The sequence below is a fragment of the Pseudomonas orientalis genome (assembly GCF_022807995.1).
GTDB classification, from domain to species: domain Bacteria; phylum Pseudomonadota; class Gammaproteobacteria; order Pseudomonadales; family Pseudomonadaceae; genus Aquipseudomonas; species Aquipseudomonas orientalis_B.
In genome coordinates, this window is record NZ_CP094351.1 from 5,192,655 (window position 1) to 5,207,198 (window position 14,544).

At 58.9% G+C, this 14,544-nt stretch carries 16 protein-coding genes; 9 read left to right on the top strand and 7 right to left on the bottom strand.

Translation table 11 applies throughout. The features are described from left to right. Nucleotides 1-388: 388 nt before the first annotated feature. On the bottom strand, nucleotides 389-1,588 hold the full coding sequence (gene tyrS, locus MRY17_RS23310; RefSeq protein ID WP_243352929.1) for a tyrosine--tRNA ligase: 1,200 nt from the start codon (nucleotides 1,586-1,588) through the stop codon (nucleotides 389-391). A 208-nt stretch (nucleotides 1,589-1,796) separates the two neighbouring features. Here tyrS and MRY17_RS23315 point away from each other — a divergent pair, with 208 nt between their 5' ends. Both MRY17_RS23315 and MRY17_RS23320 read left to right on the top strand, forming a co-directional pair. Next, on the top strand, nucleotides 1,797-3,209 hold the full coding sequence (locus tag MRY17_RS23315; protein WP_243352930.1) for a peptidoglycan DD-metalloendopeptidase family protein: 1,413 nt from the start codon (nucleotides 1,797-1,799) through the stop codon (nucleotides 3,207-3,209). A gap of 3 nt (nucleotides 3,210-3,212) precedes the next feature. Beyond that, nucleotides 3,213-4,304 carry an anhydro-N-acetylmuramic acid kinase gene (locus MRY17_RS23320; RefSeq protein ID WP_243352931.1) on the top strand — a complete coding sequence of 364 codons (1,092 nt, stop codon included), beginning with the start codon at nucleotides 3,213-3,215 and terminating at the stop codon, nucleotides 4,302-4,304. Between the two features lie 94 nt (nucleotides 4,305-4,398). On the opposite strand, the gene erpA is transcribed toward MRY17_RS23320, so the two are convergent. Next, nucleotides 4,399-4,749 (bottom strand): iron-sulfur cluster insertion protein ErpA, encoded by a 351-nt coding sequence (gene erpA, locus MRY17_RS23325; RefSeq protein ID WP_003176443.1) that lies wholly within the window; start codon nucleotides 4,747-4,749, stop codon nucleotides 4,399-4,401. 153 nt (nucleotides 4,750-4,902) lie between these two features. Beyond that, nucleotides 4,903-5,937: an N-acetyl-gamma-glutamyl-phosphate reductase gene (argC, locus tag MRY17_RS23330; protein ID WP_181284908.1), complete on the bottom strand. Its 1,035-nt coding sequence runs from the start codon at nucleotides 5,935-5,937 to the stop codon at nucleotides 4,903-4,905. A 135-nt stretch (nucleotides 5,938-6,072) separates the two neighbouring features. Between argC and hemJ the strand changes: the two genes are divergently transcribed. From hemJ to coq7, 6 genes are all read left to right on the top strand, one after another. After that, a complete protein-coding gene (gene hemJ, locus MRY17_RS23335) occupies nucleotides 6,073-6,501 on the top strand; it encodes a protoporphyrinogen oxidase HemJ (RefSeq protein WP_181284907.1) in 429 nt (142 codons plus the stop codon). 25 nt (nucleotides 6,502-6,526) lie between these two features. Beyond that, nucleotides 6,527-7,489, top strand: a complete 963-nt coding sequence (locus tag MRY17_RS23340; RefSeq protein ID WP_243352932.1) for an NAD(P)H-dependent flavin oxidoreductase — start codon at nucleotides 6,527-6,529, stop codon at nucleotides 7,487-7,489. A 69-nt stretch (nucleotides 7,490-7,558) separates the two neighbouring features. Continuing rightward, nucleotides 7,559-8,521, top strand: coding sequence for a DUF805 domain-containing protein (locus MRY17_RS23345; RefSeq protein WP_191952992.1), 963 nt, complete (start codon nucleotides 7,559-7,561; stop codon nucleotides 8,519-8,521). Between the two features lie 63 nt (nucleotides 8,522-8,584). Continuing rightward, on the top strand, nucleotides 8,585-9,373 hold the full coding sequence (locus MRY17_RS23350) for an SDR family NAD(P)-dependent oxidoreductase (RefSeq protein WP_191952993.1): 789 nt from the start codon (nucleotides 8,585-8,587) through the stop codon (nucleotides 9,371-9,373). A 45-nt stretch (nucleotides 9,374-9,418) separates the two neighbouring features. After that, complete coding sequence (locus tag MRY17_RS23355) at nucleotides 9,419-9,757, top strand: histidine triad nucleotide-binding protein (protein ID WP_065885529.1); 339 nt, start codon at nucleotides 9,419-9,421, stop codon at nucleotides 9,755-9,757. A gap of 85 nt (nucleotides 9,758-9,842) precedes the next feature. Then, a complete protein-coding gene (gene coq7 / locus MRY17_RS23360) occupies nucleotides 9,843-10,490 on the top strand; it encodes a 2-polyprenyl-3-methyl-6-methoxy-1,4-benzoquinone monooxygenase (RefSeq protein WP_191952994.1) in 648 nt (215 codons plus the stop codon). 84 nt (nucleotides 10,491-10,574) lie between these two features. Here coq7 and MRY17_RS23365 read toward each other — a convergent pair whose 3' ends face one another. Then, nucleotides 10,575-10,997 carry an OsmC family protein gene (locus MRY17_RS23365; RefSeq protein WP_005792019.1) on the bottom strand — a complete coding sequence of 141 codons (423 nt, stop codon included), beginning with the start codon at nucleotides 10,995-10,997 and terminating at the stop codon, nucleotides 10,575-10,577. A gap of 245 nt (nucleotides 10,998-11,242) precedes the next feature. Here MRY17_RS23365 and crp point away from each other — a divergent pair, with 245 nt between their 5' ends. After that, entirely contained in the window at nucleotides 11,243-11,887 is a 645-nt protein-coding gene (crp, locus tag MRY17_RS23370) for a cAMP-activated global transcriptional regulator CRP (protein WP_057723693.1), read from the top strand. Here crp and MRY17_RS23375 read toward each other — a convergent pair. The 3 genes from MRY17_RS23375 to trpD all read right to left on the bottom strand — a co-directional run bounded on the left by MRY17_RS23375 (nucleotide 11,884) and on the right by trpD (nucleotide 14,543). Continuing rightward, nucleotides 11,884-12,579 carry a lipoate--protein ligase family protein gene (locus tag MRY17_RS23375; RefSeq protein WP_243352933.1) on the bottom strand — a complete coding sequence of 232 codons (696 nt, stop codon included), beginning with the start codon at nucleotides 12,577-12,579 and terminating at the stop codon, nucleotides 11,884-11,886. The two genes, crp and MRY17_RS23375, sit on opposite strands and share 4 nt — an antisense overlap. An 81-nt stretch (nucleotides 12,580-12,660) precedes the next feature. Continuing rightward, a complete protein-coding gene (gene trpC / locus MRY17_RS23380; RefSeq protein WP_181284901.1) occupies nucleotides 12,661-13,497 on the bottom strand; it encodes an indole-3-glycerol phosphate synthase TrpC in 837 nt (278 codons plus the stop codon). Continuing rightward, nucleotides 13,494-14,543: an anthranilate phosphoribosyltransferase gene (gene trpD, locus MRY17_RS23385; protein ID WP_057723690.1), complete on the bottom strand. Its 1,050-nt coding sequence runs from the start codon at nucleotides 14,541-14,543 to the stop codon at nucleotides 13,494-13,496. Before trpD ends, trpC begins: the two co-directional genes overlap by 4 nt. Nucleotide 14,544 lies beyond the last annotated feature (1 nt).

Consider the following 14,544-nt stretch of genomic DNA (forward strand, 5'->3'; position numbering starts at 1 on the left):
AGTCTAACTCCACAAGCACCCACACGAATTGCTTGATTCAGTTGTTAAAGAGCGGTTGGTTAAGATGTTTCGTCTCAACCGAGGCGCGCATTCTACAGCAGCCTCATTTGCTGTCAAGCGGTTATTTTCAGAAGCTTTCGAAGAATTCTTCAACAACTTCAACCACTTGCGCTTGCGATCTCTCGTAAGCGGGAGGCGAATTCTACAGCGTTACACGCTGCTGTCAACACCTCTTTTTCAACTTCCTTCTGGCTTCGATGAACTGAAGCGACCTGCTGCCGAAACTTGCTTAACTCGTTGTTTACCAAGGAGTTTTCCGTTTCGACTGCGCCGGAAGTGGGGCGAATTATAGAGAGATATAATTCGCCGTCAACCCCTAATTAGAGACTTATTCGGATTTGAGCGTAATACGCGCAAATGCCTTCTTCCCCGCCTGGCAAACGTGGGTAGCGCCCAGCTCGTATATAAAGGTGCGATCGACCACTTCACCATCTATACGCACACCACCCGAACCGAGCAGGTCACGCGCCACCGCAGAGTTCTTCACCAAACCTGCCTTATTAAGGACTGCCGCTATCGGCATCGCCTCAACCGCAGTCAATTCGATCTCCGGCAGGTCGTCCGGCAACTCGCCATCCTTCATGCGATTGCCCGCCGCACGGTGAGCGTTGGCCGCAGCCTCTTCACCATGGAAGCGCGCCACGATCTCTTCGGCCAGCTTGATCTTCACATCACGCGGGTTGGCACCCGCCTCTACGTCAGCACGCAACGCATTGATTTCATCCATCGAACGAAAGCTCAGCAATTCGAAGTAACGCCACATCAACGAATCCGGAATGGAAACCAGCTTGCCGTACATCACGCCCGGCGCTTCCTGGATACCCACATAGTTACCCAGGGACTTAGACATCTTCTTGACGCCGTCCAACCCCTCCAGCAACGGCATGGTCAGAATGCACTGCGCTTCCTGCCCATAGGCGCGCTGCAGCTCACGCCCCATCAGCAGGTTGAACTTCTGATCCGTCCCGCCCAGCTCAACATCCGCACGCAAAGCCACCGAGTCATATCCCTGGACCAGCGGGTAAAGAAACTCATGGATCGCGATCGGCTGATTGGTGGAGTAGCGCTTGTCGAAGTCATCACGCTCAAGCATGCGTGCGACGGTGTACTGCGACGTCAGGCGAATGAAATCCGCCGGCCCCATCTGATCCATCCAGGTGGAGTTGAAGGCCACCTCGGTCTTGGCCGGATCAAGGATTTTGAACACTTGGGTCTTGTAGGTCTCGGCATTGTCGAGAACCTGCTCGCGCGTCAGCGGTGGGCGCGTTGCGCTCTTGCCGCTCGGGTCGCCGATCATCCCGGTGAAGTCACCAATAAGGAAGATGACCTGATGCCCCAAGTCCTGGAACTGACGCAGCTTATTAATAAGCACGGTATGGCCAAGGTGCAGATCCGGCGCGGTTGGGTCAAAGCCAGCCTTAATACGCAGGGGCTGGCCGCGCTTGAGCTTTTCGACCAGCTCGGCCTCGACCAACAGTTCTTCCGCACCACGTTTTATCAGCGCTAGCTGCTCTTCAACCGACTTCATAACAGACCCGCAAGGCTCAGATTCAAAAGGGAACCAACCATACAAGATCAGGGACTAATTACAAGTTTTGCCCTGTGAACGGACACCATTCCGCAAGCCCAGCGTTCGCGAGCTTGCGCCACAGATGATTTGGTTATATTTTATACAGTTATTTCATCTTCATCATGTCATTCATCTTTTCCATTTCATCTTCAAAGTCAAAATACTTATGACCACTGAACCGTCTAAAGCGCCGCCGCTTTACCCGAAGACCCACCTGCTTGCCGCAAGTGGTATCGCCGCCCTTCTGAGCCTGGCACTCCTGGTATTCCCTTCCAGTGACGTAGAAGCCAAACGAACATCCCTAAGCCTTGACCTGGAAAGTCCTGTTGAGCAACTGACACAAGATCAAGACGCTTCCGACGCACAACAAGCCACAAATACACCTGCCGAATCTCCGTTTGCGCAGATCGAAAACGCTCCGGAAGAAACTCAGAAAGCCGCCCAGGAAAAGCCCGCAGCTGTCGCGGCCAGGGATCCTCAGCATCGCGAAGTGATCGTGAGCAAAGGTGACACACTGTCAACACTGTTCGAAAAAGTCGGACTGCCCGCCGCCACCGTCAATGAAGTCCTGGCCACCGATAAGCAAGCCAAGCAGTTCACCCAGCTCAAACATGGCCAGAAGCTTGAGTTCGAACTGACGCCCGACGGCCAGTTGAACAATCTGCACACCAATATCAGCGACCTGGAAAGTATCAGCCTGAGCAAGGGCGCCAAGGGGTTTGCCTTCAATCGCATCACCACCAAGCCGGTCATGCGCTCAGCCTACGTACACGGCGTGATCAATAGCTCCCTGTCGCAATCCGCCGCCCGTGCCGGCCTGTCCCACAACATGACCATGGACATGGCCAGCGTATTTGGCTACGACATCGACTTCGCCCAGGACATCCGCCAGGGTGATGAATTCGATGTGATCTACGAACAGAAAGTCGCCAATGGCAAAGTTGTCGGCACCGGTAATATTCTCTCTGCGCGCTTCACCAACCGCGGCAAGACTTACACCGCAGTGCGCTACACCAACAAACAGGGCAACAGCAGTTACTACACGGCCGACGGCAACAGCATGCGCAAGGCGTTCATCCGTACCCCGGTGGATTTCGCTCGTATCAGCTCGCGTTTCTCCATGGGCCGCAAGCATCCGATTCTGAACAAAATTCGCGCCCACAAAGGTGTCGATTACGCCGCTCCGCGTGGCACGCCAATCAAGGCAGCTGGCGACGGCAAGGTCTTGTTGGCCGGGCGTCGCGGGGGTTACGGCAATACGGTGATCATCCAGCACGGTAATACCTATCGCACGCTGTATGGTCACATGCAAGGGTTCGCCAAGGGCGTCAGGACCGGTGGAAACGTGAAGCAGGGCCAAGTGATCGGTTATATCGGCACGACTGGCCTGTCCACCGGGCCGCACTTGCACTATGAGTTCCAGGTCAACGGTGTACACGTTGATCCACTGGGCCAGAAGCTGCCGATGGCCGACCCGATCGCCAAGGCGGAGCGCGCGCGCTTCATGCAGCAAAGCCAACCACTGATGGCCCGCATGGATCAGGAACGCTCCACCCTGCTGGCTTCGGCGAAGCGTTAAGGCATGCCGCGCTATATCGGTGTGATGTCCGGGACCAGCCTCGATGGCCTGGATATCGCCCTCATCGAAAACGATTCGACGGTCAGCCTGATCGCCACCCACTACATCCCCATGCCTGCCACCCTGCGTGCCGAGCTGCTCAGTTTGTGCGCCAGCGGCCCGGATGAAATCGCCCGTTCGGCAATCGCCCAGCAGTCCTGGGTGACACTCGCCGCCCAAGGCATCCACGCCTTGCTGGACCAGCAAAGCCTGAGGCCCCAAGACGTTCGCGCGATCGGCAGCCATGGGCAGACTATCCGCCATGAACCCACCCGCGGCTTTACGGTACAGATCGGCAATCCGGCATTGCTCGCCGAGCTGACTGGCATCACTGTGGTCAGCGACTTCCGCAGCCGCGACGTCGCCGCAGGCGGCCAGGGCGCCCCCTTGGTACCCGCCTTCCACGAGGCGCTGTTCGGAGAAAGTACCGGCAACCGCGCCGTACTGAATGTCGGCGGCTTCAGCAACCTGAGCCTGATAGAAACCGGAAAGCCTGTATCGGGCTTTGACTGCGGCCCGGGCAATGTCTTGCTGGACGCATGGATCAATCATCAACGCGGCGAGCATTTTGATCGCGACGGGCAATGGGCAGCCAGCGGCAAGGTTGAGCCGCAGTTACTCAACGCGCTGCTCGACGATCCCTTTTTCGCGACCAAAGGCCCGAAGAGTACCGGACGAGAAGTGTTCAACCTGGGTTGGCTGCAGCAGCATCTCGACGAGCTACCAGCGTTTCTTCCTCAGGACGTGCAAGCCACATTGCTGGAGCTGACCGCCCTGACCATCGTCGACTCCCTGCAAAGCGCTCAAGCCAACACCGAAACCCTGCTGATCTGCGGCGGTGGCGCCCATAACGGGACGCTGATGAATCGACTGGCGGCACTGCTGCCGTCCACACAGGTCAGCAGCACCGCAGCCTATGGCGTGGACCCGGACTGGGTGGAAGCCATGGCCTTCGCCTGGCTGGCCCATTGCTGCCTGGAAGGCATCGCCGCGAACCGACCCAGCGTCACCGGTGCTCGCGGGCTGCGCGTGCTGGGCGCGATCTACCCCGCCTGATCCCCAGACAGCACAACGCCGCTTGGCTCATCAAAGCCAAGCGGCGTTTTTTTATCCGTGCAGGTTTCTTTATCCGTGCAGGCCAGGCGTTCGATCAGATCGAGAACGAAGACCCGCAACCACAGGTCGTCGTGGCGTTAGGGTTCTTGATCACGAAACGCGACCCTTCCAGCCCTTCCTGGTAATCCACTTCAGCACCCGCCAGGTACTGGAAGCTCATCGGATCCACGACCAGGCTCACGCCCTCGCGCTCAACGATGGTGTCGTCATCGGCCACATCTTCATCGAAGGTAAAACCGTACTGAAACCCTGAACAACCGCCGCCCGTAACAAATACGCGCAGCTTCAAGCGATCATTACCCTCTTCATCGACCAGGCTCTTCACCTTGTGCGCAGCACCGTGGGTGAATTGCAAAGCCGTGGGGGTGAAGGATTCAACGCTCATGCTGATAATCTCCCGGCGTAGCGCCGCCATATGCGTAATGGCGGGTATTATCCGCTTCTCCTAGAAAAGCGGTCAACTATTATGGGAGCAGCTACAAGCTTCAAGCCTTAAGCTTCAAGCTTGCCGCTGACCACTTGAAGCTTGTAGCTCCTTTTAAGGCAACATCCCTGCGTGGGACAAGCCCAACTTCTCCTCCAGACCGAACAGGATGTTCATGTTCTGCACCGCCTGGCCTGAAGCCCCCTTGACCAGGTTATCAATCACCGACAGCACTACCACCAGGTCGCCATCCTGCGGACGATGCACCGCAATCCGGCACACGTTGGCGCCGCGCACGCTACGGGTTTCCGGATGACTGCCCGCCGGCATCACGTCGACGAACGGTTCGTTGGCATAACGCTTTTCGAACAATGCCTGCAGGTCAACCGAACGATCGACCACCGTCGCGTACAACGTGGAGTGGATCCCGCGAATCATCGGCGTCAGATGCGGCACGAACGTCAGGCCCACGTCCTTACCCGCAGCGCGGCGCAGCCCCTGACGGATCTCGGGCAAATGACGATGCCCTTTTACCGCATAAGCCTTCATGCTTTCCGACGTCTCGGAATACAGCGAGCCTACCGCGGCACCACGGCCGGCGCCGCTGACACCCGACTTGCAGTCCGCGATCAAGCGCGAGGTGTCCGCCAGACCCGCTTCCAGCAGTGGCAGGAAACCCAACTGAGTCGCCGTCGGATAGCAACCCGGCACCGCAATCAGGCGTGCCTGCCTGATCTGCTCACGATTGACTTCCGGCAAGCCGTATACCGCTTCTTCCAGCAACTCTGGCGCGCCGTGAGGCTGGCCGTACCACTTGGCCCACTCATCGGCATCCTGCAGGCGGAAGTCCGCGGACAGATCGATCACCTTGGTGCCCGCCGCCAGCAGCTCACCGGCCAATGCATGCGCTACCCCGTGAGGCGTGGCGAAGAACACCACGTCACAGGCGCCCAATGTCTTGATGTCCGGCACGCTGAAGGCCAGGCCGTCGTAGTGGCCTCGCAGGTTCGGGTACATATCGGCCACGGCCAGACCAGCCTCGGAGCGTGAAGTGATGACCACCACCTCAGCCTGCGGATGCTGAGCCAACAGACGCAGCAATTCGACACCGGTGTAACCCGTGCCGCCGACGATACCGACCTTGACCATAAACCTGCCCTCAACGAACCCACTGGAAAGCCGTCGATAATAGGGGCCGCATCGTCCTGCGACAACCGCCAACGTGACGTACGGGCACCTGAGCTACTACTATCTTCGCTACCGTGAACCTGGGAATAACTAAAAATGCTTTATCTATGGGTCAAAGCCTTCCATATCGTCAGCATCGTCTGCTGGTTTGCCGGGCTGTTCTACCTGCCACGCTTGTTTGTCTATCACGCTCAAAGCGAAGACACCGTCAGCAAGGAGCGCTTCAGTATCATGGAGCGCAAGTTGTACCGGGGCATCATGGGCCCGGCGATGGTTGCCACGCTGGTCTTCGGCATCTGGTTACTGGTACTCAACCCCGGCATGTTCCAATCAGGCGCATGGATTCACGCCAAGCTCACCCTGGTGGTTCTGCTGATCGGTTACCACCACATGTGCGGCGCGCAGGTAAAGCGCTTCGCCCGTGGCGAAAACACCCGTAGCCATGTCTTTTATCGCTGGTTCAATGAAGTGCCTGTTCTGATGTTGCTGGCTATCGTAATTCTGGTCGTGGTCAAACCGTTTTAACTTCAATGACTCGGGGGAACTTCCAATGTCGCTGCCCGCCCTGCTTGAACAACATTTGCGCCTGCCCGTGGTGGCTGCGCCGATGTTCCTGATTTCCAACCCGCAACTGGTGCTGGCCTGCTGCCGCAACGGAGTGGTCGGCAGCTTCCCGGCACTCAACCAGCGCGAAAGCAGCGGCTTCAAGGCCTGGCTGGAGGAAATCGAAGCGGGCTTGGCGCAGTTGGATAATCCCGCCCCCTATGCCGTCAATCTGATCGTGCACAACAGTAACCCACGCCTGAAAGCCGACCTGGCGATCTGCGTCGAGCATAAAGTGCCGATCGTCATCACCAGCCTCGGTGCCGTGAAAGAGTTGGTCGACGCTGTGCACAGCTACGGTGGCCTGGTGTTTCACGACGTCACCACCCGCCGTCATGCCGAAAAAGCCGCCGAAGCGGGCGTCGATGGCTTGATCGCGGTCGCCGCCGGCGCAGGTGGTCACGCCGGCACCTGGAGTCCCTTTGCACTGATTGCCGAGATACGCCAGTTCTTCGATAAAACCCTGCTGTTGGCAGGATGTCTCAACCACGGACGAGAAATACTCGCCGCCCAACTGCTCGGCGCGGACCTGGCGTATCTCGGCACGCGCTTTATTGGTACCACCGAAAGCCATGCACCGGATGCCTATAAAGAGATGCTGCTCACAGCGCGCGCCGCCGACATCGTGCACACTCCGGCGGTTTCCGGCGTGCCCGCGAGCTTTATGCGCCAGAGCCTTGAAAACGCCGGTTTTGATCTCGCGGTCCTTCAAGGAAAAGGCGAGGTTAACGTCGGCTCCAAGCTCAAACCGTTGAGCGATGAGGCCAAAGCATGGAAGACTGTATGGTCTGCCGGCCAAGGTGTCGGTGAGATCAATGATTTGCCCGACGTGGATGAACTCGTCGCACGCCTGGACGCGCAGTACCGCCAGGCGCGCGCGAACGCAGCACAATTGCGCTGGCCACGTTGACCCAGATGCAAGGCCTGCCAATTGAGCCGGCCTGCACAACCTCCCTGAAAAAGTGCCAAGGATGCCCGCATGAGCGACAACCGTTTCAAGATTGTGTTTGATGGAACCTTGCTCCCGGGTGTCGAAAGCACCACGGCCAAGCTGAACCTGGCCGAGCTGTTCAAGAGCGATGTCGAAGCCATCGAGAAACTCTTCACCGGCCGCCCGGTCGCGCTCAAACGCGACCTCTCGCGTCCGGACGCCGAAACCTACCTCACCGCGCTGAAAAACGCCGGGGTCGACGCGCGTATCGAAGCCGAACAACCCGTGGCTTTCAGCCTTGCCGAAACCCACGAAACAGCCTCGTCCGCGCCGGAGTTCTCAACCTCCGCCGCATCACCGTATGCACCACCACGCGCCACCGTCGGCGATGACTTGCCGGCGTACTCCACGCTCAAGGTCTTCACCATCCACGGGCGTATCGGCCGCCTGCGCTACCTGGCCTGGACGCTGGCACTGACCGTCGCAATGCTGGTGGCTGGCGGGATCATCAGTACCGTAGGTTTCGCGGTGGCGACTGCTTCACCAACGGTCGCGATCATTCTCGGCTCGCTGCTGGGTTTCGCGCTGTTTGTGGGACTTGTGGTGGTCAGCGTGCAAATCGGTGTGCAGCGCCTGCACGACCTGGGCTGGTCCGGTTGGCTGTACCTGCTGAACCTGGTTCCGCTGGTGAACAGCATTTTCCCTCTGCTGCTGCTGGTATTGCCGGGCAACGCCGGCGCCAACCAGTACGGCGCACCTCCACCGCGCAATTCCACAGCGGTTAAAATCCTCGCGTCGTTGTGGCTCGCGTTCATCCCATTGATGCTCATCGTCGTGGTTACCCTGGGCATGAACGGCTATCTGGATCAACTTGAAGCCAACATGGGCAGCGGCTATGAAAACAGTTCCATTACCGCTGATGAAGATGCCGACCAAAATGTCATCGATGAACAAGAAGCTGCGCCAAGTGCTGACGACGCGGCCGAACCTGTAGACTCTCCAGAACAGTAAAGAAACGCCCGCCGCCTGTGATGCCTCTGTCACAGGCACGGCGGCGTTGCGATGGAGAAAGGCATGACCCATTACGCTCTGATCACCGGTGCCTCCAGTGGCATCGGCCTGGCTTTGGCCGAAGCACTGGCCCGCCGTGGCCGCAGCTTGATTCTGGTGGCCCGCCAGCGTGATCAGTTGGAAAGCATTGCAACCGAACTGACTCAACGTTTCGGCGTCGAGGTGCTGTTCCGTGCCTGTGACCTGGGCGAGCCGCTGCGGTTGTCGGGCTTTTTGCTGGAACTCGAGGAGGGGGAGCGACAGATCGACCTGCTGATCAACTGCGCCGGTATCGGCACCAGTGGGCCGTTCCTGGCCCAGGACTGGATGACCGAGCAGGACCTGATCGAAGTCAATATCCTCGCCCTGACTCGCATGTGCCACGCGCTGGGCAATGCCATGGCGCTGCATGGCGGCGGGCAGATTCTCAACGTTGCTTCGGTTGCCGCCTTTCAGCCGGGCCCGTGGATGAGCAGCTACTACGCGAGCAAAGCCTATGTACTGCATTTCTCCGAAGGCTTGCGCGAGGAACTGAAGACCTGTGGCATCAAGGTCTCGGTGCTATGCCCCGGCCCCACGCGCACCGCCTTCTTCGGCACCGCGCAAATGGACACCGCAAAACTCGACCGCAGCCAACAGTTGATGAGTCCCGAAGAAGTCGCCCTCTACACCGTGCGCGCGTTGGAGAAGAACAAGGCGATCATCATTCCGGGGCGCCGCAACCGCTGGCTCGCCTTCAGCCCACGCCTGAGCCCACGCTGGCTTACCCGGAAAATTGCCGGTGCGATCAACAAAGCCTATTGCCCGCGTTAAGCGCCCCACTACACTCACCCTCTCGTTCACCATGGAGAAACAGCTGTGGATACTCTGTTCACCAAGATCATCAATCGAGAAATACCCGCGAACATCATCTATGAAGATGACCAGGTACTGGCTTTCCACGATATCGCCCCACAGGCGCCGGTGCATTTTCTGGTCATCCCGAAAAAGCCCATTCGCACCCTCAATGACCTGACCGAGGACGATAAAGCCCTGGCCGGCCATATTCTGTTCACGGCCCAGCGCCTGGCGGTGGAGCAAGGCTGCGAAAAAGGCTTTCGCGTGGTGATGAACTGCAACGAAGACGGCGGACAAACCGTGTATCACATCCACATGCATGTGCTGGGTCAGCGCCAGATGAACTGGCCGCCGGGCTGAGTGCACCGGGGGCAATTGACTCAGCGCAAACGCGCGATCCTGTCTTGCGGTAAACTGGCCGCCGAGATTCTTTCCGGAGGTCAGCATGACTACCCAACGTCACTACTCGCCGATTGACCGTCTGTTACTGCAAGCCGACACGGCCATGCGTACGCTGCTGCCATTCAGCGGCCAACCGTACCGCCCGTCACCGGCCATCGTGCAGCCGGACGCACCGATGAGCGAGAGCGAGACCCGCCATGTGGCCGGTCTGATGCGCATCAACCATACCGGGGAAGTCTGTGCCCAGGCGTTGTACCAGGGCCAGGCCCTGACCGCCAAGTTACCGCAGGTACGTGCCGCAATGGAGCATGCAGCCGAGGAAGAGATCGACCACCTGGCCTGGTGCGAACAACGCATTCGCCAGCTGGGCAGTCATCCCAGTGTGCTGAACCCGCTGTTCTATGGCTTGTCGTTCGGGATTGGCGCCGCTGCCGGCCTGATCAGCGACAAGGTCAGCCTGGGGTTTGTCGCGGCAACTGAACGTCAGGTGTGCAAGCACCTGGACGAACACCTTGAACAACTGCCGGTCGAGGACGAAAAGTCCCGGGCCATTCTCGAGCAGATGCGCATCGACGAAGAACATCACGCCGATAGCGCGCTGGATGCTGGCGGCTTCCGCTTCCCTGCGCCAGTGAGGTTCGGCATGAGCATGCTGGCCAAAGTCATGACCAAAAGCACCTATAGAATTTGAAGCATCAGAATTTGAAAGCATCAAAACTGATCCAGAAAAAAGGGCGCTATCAAAGCGCCCTTCTTTTTGCCCGCCGATCCACGCTCAACCCAACTCGATAATCTCGTAATCATGGGTAATGGCCACACCGGCCGCTCCGAGCATGATCGACGCCGAGCAGTACTTCTCTGCCGACAGCTCGATGGCACGTTTGACCTGCGCCTCCTTCAGCGCCCGCCCCTTGACCACAAAATGCATATGGATTTTGGTAAACACCTTGGGATCTTCAGTGGCGCGCTCGGCCTCCAGAAAGGCTTCGCAGCTTTCCACGGCCTGACGGGATTTTTTCAGGATGCTGACCACGTCGAAATTGCTGCAACCGCCGACACCCAGCAGCAGCATTTCCATCGGGCGTACACCCAGGTTGCGGCCACCGGCTTCCGGCGGGCCGTCCATGACCACCACGTGGCCACTGCCCGACTCACCGAGGAACATGGCTTCGCCCGCCCATTGGATGCGTGCCTTCATCGCCCAGACTCCACTGCTAAAAAAGGGTCGCCAGCTTAGCACAGGGCCCCAGGACGGCAGCGTCCTGCATTAAAACGATCAATAACAGCGTTTGCCGGTGAAATACGCTAATCGAGTCAGAATGTGTCTGGTAAGCTGGCGCCAAATCAATGGCGCATTGCCATCCTTTGTACAGCGTACGTCAATGCCGGTATCGCTGATAAAAACAAATCCAACCCCATCGCGCAGTCTTTCGGGATACAACCATGGTTGCTCTTACTCCCACACCCAAGATCAAGAACCTCGACAAGCTGCTGATGCATTGCCAGCGCCGGCGTCATCCGGCCAAGCACAACATCATCTGCGCGGGCGAACGCTCCGAAACACTGTTCTTCATTATCAAGGGCTCGGTCACCATCCTGATCGAGGACGAAGACGGCCGCGAGATGATCATTGCCTACCTTAATACCGGGGATTTCTTTGGCGAACTGGGGCTGTTCGAGCAGGCAGGCAAGGAGCAGCAGCGCAGCGCCTGGGTACGCACCAAGGTGGAGTGCGAAGTGGCCGAGATCAGCTACACCAAGTTTCGCGAACTGGCCCAACAGGATCCGGACATCCTGTATGCCTTGAGCGGGCAGATCGCCCAACGCCTGCGGGATACCACACGCAAGGTCGGCGACCTGGCATTCTTCGATGTGACCGGGCGTGTCGCCCGCTGCCTGTTGGAGCTGTGCAAGCAGCCTGATGCCATGACCCACCCCGATGGCATGCAGATCAAGGTCACGCGCCAGGAAATCGGGCGCATCGTGGGCTGTTCGCGGGAAATGGTGGGCCGCGTGCTCAAGGATCTGGAAGAGCGCAACCTGGTGCACGTCAAAGGCAAGACGATGGTGGTGTTCGGCACCCGTTAACTTGGCAGCAAACCTGCCAACATCCGACGGTACAAGGTGTCGAGCCGGGTGATCACATCGGGCGCGGTGAAGACTTCGTGCAGCGCGATATGGCTCTCGGCGCGCACCCGCTGTTCCAGGCCACACGCCTTATTGAAACGATTGACTGCCGCAATCAACTCTTCACGATCGTTGTCCAGCAACAAAGCGCCGTGTACCAACCCCACCGGGCGACCACCGCTCTGCCGCCAACGCTGGGCCGTGCCGACCATTTTCCGGCCGTTGAGATTGACGTTGTAACGACCGTCGCAGAACGCACCATCAATTTCGCCGACGGAGGCATCGCCGCCCAATTCGATCAATACATCACAAATCGGCTGGCACAACCGCTGGTAGCCGGTTTCGATGCGGCCTTGATCGCCTTCACTGCGCGGGGGCGCGTAGACCAGCGCGATATTGACCGTGGCGGCGGACTGCGGCACCGGCTCACCACCGGTTTCGCGTAACAACACCGGCCAACCGGCGTCTGCCGAGACCTGGCTGGCCGCTTCAAAGGCCGGTAATCGGCTCAAACGGCGCGGCATGACCAAGGCTTGATCGCAGGGCTGCCAGAACAACAGACCGAATTCCTGCTCACCGGCACAAACGGCGGCCAAGAGCGCTTGTTCGGCTGCAAGTCCTGCCTGCACAGTCATCGAAACCAGCCTAGTCATCACATTGACCTACCTGAATAAGCACAAGCCCCCTCCCACACTTTTTTACTGCATTTCAAAAACAGACCGACTGCGCTGGAATCAATCCAGGGTAGAACCGTTGACCGACACTCCGCGCTCCGGGAAGAACAGACGCTGCAGTTCGGCCCCTGGGTTCTCGGCGCGCATGAACGTCTCGCCGACCAGAAATGAATACACCTCGCTGATTTCCATCAGTTCCACATCGGCGCGATTGACGATGCCACTTTCAGTGATAACCAGGCGGTCACGGGGAATACGCGGCAGCAGATCAAGGGTGGTTTCCAGGCTGACGTCGAAGGTGTGCAGGTTACGGTTGTTGACCCCCACCAGTGGGGTGTCGAGGGTTTTGAGTGCGCGCTCCAGCTCGTCGCCGTCGTGCACCTCGACCAGGACATCCAGGCCGACACTCTTAGCCACGGCTGCCAGCTCGGCCATCTTCACGTCATCCAGGGCGGAGACGATCAGCAGCACACAGTCGGCGCCCAGAGCGCGGGCTTCGACGATCTGGTAGGGATCAACCATGAAGTCCTTGCGGATCACCGGCAACTTGCACGCGGCGCGTGCCTGCTGCAGGAACAAGTCTGAACCCTGGAAAAAATCCATATCGGTCAGGACGGACAGGCAAGTCGCCCCACCCTTTTCATAACTGACGGCGATTTCATGTGGCACGAAGTGTTCGCGAATCACGCCTTTGCTCGGGGAGGCTTTCTTGATTTCGGCGATCACCGCCGGCTGCTTTTTCCTGGCCTGCTCGATCAAGGCCCTGGCGAACCCTCGCGGGGCATCAGCAGCTTTTGCCTGGGCCTCCAGTTCGGCCAGGCTCACACGGGCACGGCGCTCGGCGACTTCTTGAGCCTTGCGCGCCAGGATTTTTTCCAGAACGGTCGGAACACTCATGCTTCATTCTCCATCTTGAATACGGCGGTGAATGCTCCGAGTTCTTCGAGTTTCTCGCGAGCCAGACCGGTGTGCAGTGCATCGTGGGCCAAGGCCACACCTTCCTTAAGACTATAGGCATGGTCTGCGGCGTAAAGTGCCGCGCCAGCATTGAGCACAATCATTTCCGCGGCTTTTTGACCGTTCTCGGTCTTGCGCCGCCCCAACGCATCGCGGATCAACTCAAGCGACGCCGCCGGGCTTTCCACCGCCAGGCCGTGCAGGCTCTGGCTCTTCATGCCCAGGTCTTCAGGCTCGACCCAGTATTCAGTGACCTGGTCGTTCTTCAATTCCGCCACGAAGGTCGGTGCGGCCAGGCTGAATTCGTCGAGGCCGTCCTTGGAGTGCACCACCAGCACATGCTTGCTGCCCAGGCGCTGCAGCACTTCGGCCAACGGTCGGCACAACGCCTGGCTGAACACCCCGACGACCTGATGTTTCACACCGGCCGGATTCGTAAGCGGGCCGAGCATGTTGAACAGGGTACGCAGGCCAAGGTCCTTGCGCGGTCCGGCGGCGTGCTTCATCGCGCCGTGGTGGGACTGGGCGAACATGAAACCAATACCGACGCTGTCAATGCAGCGTGCCACCTGTACCGGGGTCAGGTTCAGATAGATACCGGCGGCTTCCAGCAGGTCGGCGCTGCCACTTTTGCCGGACACCGCGCGGTTGCCGTGCTTGGCCACGGTGCAACCCGCTGCCGCGACCACGAACGAGGACGCCGTCGAGACGTTGAAGATGTTCGCACCGTCGCCGCCGGTGCCGACCACATCGACCACACCGTCGAGGGTCTTGAGTTCGACCTTGTCCGCCAGTTCACGCATTACCGACACGGCACCGACGATTTCGTCGATGCTTTCGCTCTTCATGCGCATAGCCATCATAAAGGCGCCGATCTGTGCGTCGGAGCATTGACCGGTCATGATCTCGCGCATCACATCGCTCATTTCAGCGGTGCTCAGGTCCAGGTGGCCGACGATACGACCCAGGGCAGTCTTGATATCCATG

Bases quoted from the DNA above. Each gene is read 5' to 3' on its own strand.
- tyrS (WP_243352929.1), bottom strand. From the start codon at position 1,588: ATGAAGTCGGTTGAAGAGCAGCTAGCGCTGATAAAACGTGGTGCGGAA.
- MRY17_RS23315 (WP_243352930.1), top strand. From the start codon at position 1,797: ATGACCACTGAACCGTCTAAAGCGCCGCCGCTTTACCCGAAGACCCAC.
- MRY17_RS23320 (WP_243352931.1), top strand. From the start codon at position 3,213: ATGCCGCGCTATATCGGTGTGATGTCCGGGACCAGCCTCGATGGCCTG.
- erpA (WP_003176443.1), bottom strand. From the start codon at position 4,749: ATGAGCGTTGAATCCTTCACCCCCACGGCTTTGCAATTCACCCACGGT.
- argC (WP_181284908.1), bottom strand. From the start codon at position 5,937: ATGGTCAAGGTCGGTATCGTCGGCGGCACGGGTTACACCGGTGTCGAA.
- hemJ (WP_181284907.1), top strand. From the start codon at position 6,073: ATGCTTTATCTATGGGTCAAAGCCTTCCATATCGTCAGCATCGTCTGC.
- MRY17_RS23340 (WP_243352932.1), top strand. From the start codon at position 6,527: ATGTCGCTGCCCGCCCTGCTTGAACAACATTTGCGCCTGCCCGTGGTG.
- MRY17_RS23345 (WP_191952992.1), top strand. From the start codon at position 7,559: ATGAGCGACAACCGTTTCAAGATTGTGTTTGATGGAACCTTGCTCCCG.
- MRY17_RS23350 (WP_191952993.1), top strand. From the start codon at position 8,585: ATGACCCATTACGCTCTGATCACCGGTGCCTCCAGTGGCATCGGCCTG.
- coq7 (WP_191952994.1), top strand. From the start codon at position 9,843: ATGACTACCCAACGTCACTACTCGCCGATTGACCGTCTGTTACTGCAA.
- MRY17_RS23365 (WP_005792019.1), bottom strand. From the start codon at position 10,997: ATGAAGGCACGCATCCAATGGGCGGGCGAAGCCATGTTCCTCGGTGAG.
- crp (WP_057723693.1), top strand. From the start codon at position 11,243: ATGGTTGCTCTTACTCCCACACCCAAGATCAAGAACCTCGACAAGCTG.
- MRY17_RS23375 (WP_243352933.1), bottom strand. From the start codon at position 12,579: ATGACTAGGCTGGTTTCGATGACTGTGCAGGCAGGACTTGCAGCCGAA.
- trpC (WP_181284901.1), bottom strand. From the start codon at position 13,497: ATGAGTGTTCCGACCGTTCTGGAAAAAATCCTGGCGCGCAAGGCTCAA.
- trpD (WP_057723690.1), bottom strand. From the start codon at position 14,543: ATGGATATCAAGACTGCCCTGGGTCGTATCGTCGGCCACCTGGACCTG.